The sequence below is a fragment of the Nitrospira sp. BLG_2 genome (assembly GCF_049222245.1).
Genome location: NZ_JBLYIG010000639.1, coordinates 1 through 3531 on the forward strand (window position 1 = coordinate 1; position 3531 = coordinate 3531).

General features: G+C 53.2%; 4 protein-coding genes, 1 tRNA gene and 1 pseudogene. 3 read left to right on the top strand and 3 right to left on the bottom strand.

Features of this window, described 5'->3' with window-relative positions; all coding sequences use genetic code 11:
- The first annotated feature begins 63 nt into the window (after nt 1–63).
- Nucleotides 64–141, top strand: a tRNA-Glu gene (locus ACOSYY_RS17010).
- Nucleotides 142–279: 138 nt separating this feature from the next.
- Complete coding sequence (locus tag ACOSYY_RS17015; RefSeq protein WP_421663990.1) at nt 280–459, top strand: hypothetical protein; 180 nt, start codon at nt 280–282, stop codon at nt 457–459.
- On the opposite strand, the pseudogene ACOSYY_RS17020 reads toward ACOSYY_RS17015, so the two are convergent.
- Nucleotides 400–519 (bottom strand): annotated as a pseudogene (locus ACOSYY_RS17020) (site-specific integrase); the annotation flags it as partial. The gene ACOSYY_RS17015 and the pseudogene ACOSYY_RS17020 sit on opposite strands and share 60 nt — an antisense overlap.
- A gap of 187 nt (nt 520–706) precedes the next feature.
- On the opposite strand from ACOSYY_RS17020, the gene ACOSYY_RS17025 reads away from it, so the two are divergent.
- A complete protein-coding gene (locus tag ACOSYY_RS17025) occupies nt 707–1105 on the top strand; it encodes a hypothetical protein (RefSeq protein ID WP_421663992.1) in 399 nt (132 codons plus the stop codon).
- 629 nt (nt 1106–1734) lie between these two features.
- Here ACOSYY_RS17025 and ACOSYY_RS17030 read toward each other — a convergent pair.
- The gene (locus ACOSYY_RS17030; RefSeq protein ID WP_421663993.1) at nt 1735–2001 is read right to left on the bottom strand and encodes a hypothetical protein; all 267 of its coding nucleotides are present in this window, start codon (nt 1999–2001) and stop codon (nt 1735–1737) included.
- 906 nt (nt 2002–2907) lie between these two features.
- Nucleotides 2908–3306, bottom strand: a complete 399-nt coding sequence (locus ACOSYY_RS17035) for a hypothetical protein (protein WP_421663995.1) — start codon at nt 3304–3306, stop codon at nt 2908–2910.
- Between the last annotated feature and the right edge of the window lie 225 nt (nt 3307–3531).

Sequence of the window (3531 nt, forward strand, 5' to 3'; positions counted from 1 at the left end):
CAGCGCTTCGTTGCAAACGGAAAACCGCTTATGCTACGGTCCACTCTTTAGACCGTTCTGGATGGTCCCATCGTCTAGCCTGGCCTAGGACGGAGCCCTCTCAAGGCTTAAACACGGGTTCGAATCCCGTTGGGACCACCAAACTTTTCCTTCATCTCTCCGAGAGTAAGCGACTCTCAGCTGTTCTCCTGATTCTGCAATCGGACTTCCATAGGACAAAAGGGCGTTGTGAAGCAGTGAAACGGCGGCTCGGAGCTGCTGATTCCAGCCGTATCCACCATGCGAATAAGCCGCAGTCATGGATTCCCCTCCGAGTTGATCCTGTCCCATCCCCCGCAGACGATGCCCAAGCGATGCCGCGCGCACTTCGAGTGGAACGCCGAGATTCTGAAGCCACGTCGCGAAGGTATGGCGGAGATCATGGAAGTGGAGATCAACGACCTTCGCCTCGGTCACTAATCGCCCCCAGAAGATGCTAAACGCGGCAGGAGTCCATCGCCTGAAGATTCTCCCGTCCACTTCCTTGAAGACGGCGTGGGCTTCTACATTCAGGCCGCCGAATGGCTAAGAAGGGAGGCGCGTGAACATTCTAATTTTATCTCTCATTGTACTGATCGGCTGGTTAGTCTGGATCATATTTCGCAGAACATTGCACAACCGCAAGGTCTCACGCGATCGCATCACATCCTCAGCCCATCGAGAGAACATGCCGCATCATAAAGGAGCGCCTGCTGAACTCATCAAAATCCCGGACCCCGACTGCGGGCTGTTCACAACCGAGCACGAGCATCAGGCGTACACGGCTGGCCAACCCGTCTGGATTCGCTACGAAGACAAATCCGGTACGGTCACGGAGCGGGTGGTTGAGATCTATCGTCCAGGGGATAATGAGGTGATCTTCACCTGGTGCCGGAGAAGGCAGGCCCCGCGCACCTTCGTCCGCCGAAACATTCGCAAATGGCGGCTGCTGCCGGAGCGCTTCGACTTTGATCCGGTCGTCGCGAAATACTGGGACGAGGAAGGGACGCGCGATCGGTCAGAAAAGAACCCCTGGAAAGGCTGGTTGCAGCGCCAGCCGAAGGAGATTGCCGACCGGTACAAATAATCAAGAGAGGGAAGCAAAGCGCACCAAAAAAGAAAGCCCCGTCCCCTGTCGAGGGCGGAGCTCAGTGAACAGTGCAGCTTCTTCCATATGTGTCCGGGTCACGTTTCCGCCACCCGTGCAATATGTCCACCATTCTGTTCGATTTTAATGTTATCCTGTTGGTCGTTCTGTTTGTACTAGAAGAATCCCGAAGCTCCGTTATTTGAACGCACGTATGAGAGTCAGCGCCAAATACTGCCAGGCATGCATCGATAAATTATTTCCCGCCACAGCCAAGACGGAGAAAGAAAAACAGTTTCTCGCTGCTCATACCTTCGCACCAAGACCAGCTACTGACTACGGTCCCACTACCGAGGATGGGACATGTGAGCAGTGCGGACAGCGGTCAATTGTGATGTATTATCGCCTGCCAGGCTAATGCGGTGGCTAGACAACATCAAAAAGAAAGCTCCGTCCTCTTTTATAGGTTTCTGTCGAAACAGGTGGAAACTTTCCAGCGTTCCAGAACGCTTTTCCCTTCCCGGTTCTCATTGTGGTAGGTGATAACTCGCGGACACATTCCTCGCAATCATGCGCGGTTTCTTTCATGTCTACGCTCTCATTCCGTTCTATCTACCCAACGCGGTCAATTATCGTGCAGGCGGTTCTAAGGCTTTCGTGAGCCCCACCAAGACATCGGCTTGTCGTCGCTCATACGCCGCTTCCTGCGCTTCCATCGCGCCCAATTGCAATTCAACACAATGAGAATAGAGCTTCAGGTTCTGTGCAGTTCGGTCCGCTTCACCACACTCCTGGGTCGCCGCCAGTAGCTTCGCTTTATTAGATAATGATGTGACGCATCCGCTCAACGTGCTTAATATCATTACCACGATAAAAAGAGACGCTGCTCGTTTCATGGGGTTTCCTCCAGGGCTCGGGCGGTACATCAATCCAGTCGTCTCCTTTAGGGGCGTCCGCTGGTAAGGCTCCAAGCCTATGCAATGGGAGTTAAGCGGTCTACGCCTCTTTGGTTGGGATGCGTAGCCAGGTTGAGGCTCCACGCGGTGAAGGACGAGTTGCAGCACGAGTCTCCTTCGGCGTACTGTGGCTCCCCATCTCATCCCACGAGGACATTATGGCCAATTCCACCCATCAGGTATCATTCACACGCACCGTGGTTCGGTTTGTGTCGAGCTGCACACCCATCGAGCGCCATATCCTGCCGGGCAAGCCGCTCACAGACACCGAAATGGATTTGATCTCCAACACGGAGTTCATCATTTTCCGACGTGGGAGTGGCGGAAGCGTGGCAAGAGAGCAGAGCTCAGGCTCCAATAATCACGTATATCGGAGGGTATCGCGTGGCAGGAAGTGGTCCGTGATTAAGGAAACGCGGGTCCCCTATACAATCCTCGCGCCCAAACAACGAGTCTGCGGATTGTCTTCCCATATGTCCCCAGAATCGAGCCAGTGTCGGACTTCGAAGCACGGGCAGGGAGATCGAGGGCGTCAACGATCCGTTTCGCCTCGGTGAGTGCCGCTGTCGCCGCCATTTCGCGAGAGGCGAAGTGGCCATCAGGAGACCCGGTGTGGAATTTCCAGCAGGTTGAGTGGAATTCGATAATGCGATACGAACACTGCCATGTTTCGTCAGCTTGGCGCTTTGGCGTGACCTCAATCTTGCGCTGCTTATAGTCGGGCATTGTCTATCCTCTGGTGTACGAACATCTTCACTGCGCGAAGGTGCAGATTCCCATGATCGCCTTCATGAGACGGTGGCCTCATCAGACCCACTCCTCAATGCGCATGTTGGATCGCCAGAATCACAGGTGAGACCAACTGGACATGAGACCACGAGTAACTCTCTTGCAGGACGTAACAATGTTCACTAAGTAGAACGTGGGTTTCGAAAGGGTCTGCGCCAATCCCATTGCAAAGGCTTTGATCTCGGTCACCCATAATGTTACGTGGCTTATCCACCATTCGCTGTGGCGGGCTACCTTAGTAGTGGAGGATTTCTTGGTCCAATAGCTGACAATGTCATCGGCGAGGTGTTCCGCCATCACGGCGATAGACACTAGAAGCCCCAGGAGGATGAGTTGGTTCAAGCTATACTGTCCGAACGCCACCGGGGTGTGTGACCAATAGGTGGTCACCAGTAAGACGCCACTCCACGCGAGAACCGACACACCTATTTTTAGGTACCGATACTGAGCGCTCATTGTTTCGTGATCTTACAAGAGAGGATTAAGAAGGACTCTCCCATCAAGAGAGAAAGGAGGGTTTTTATACTGTATGCTGTTTGAATCACTCTTAATGAAAAGTGAATGATCAGTCTATTCCTCGAAAGAATGGTTTTTAATACGAATGAGGGGGTCTAGGGGTCTATTTTTGTTTTGCAGGGGTAAAGGCTATTGAGTCGCAATCCCCCCTTCTGCTTGATGTGG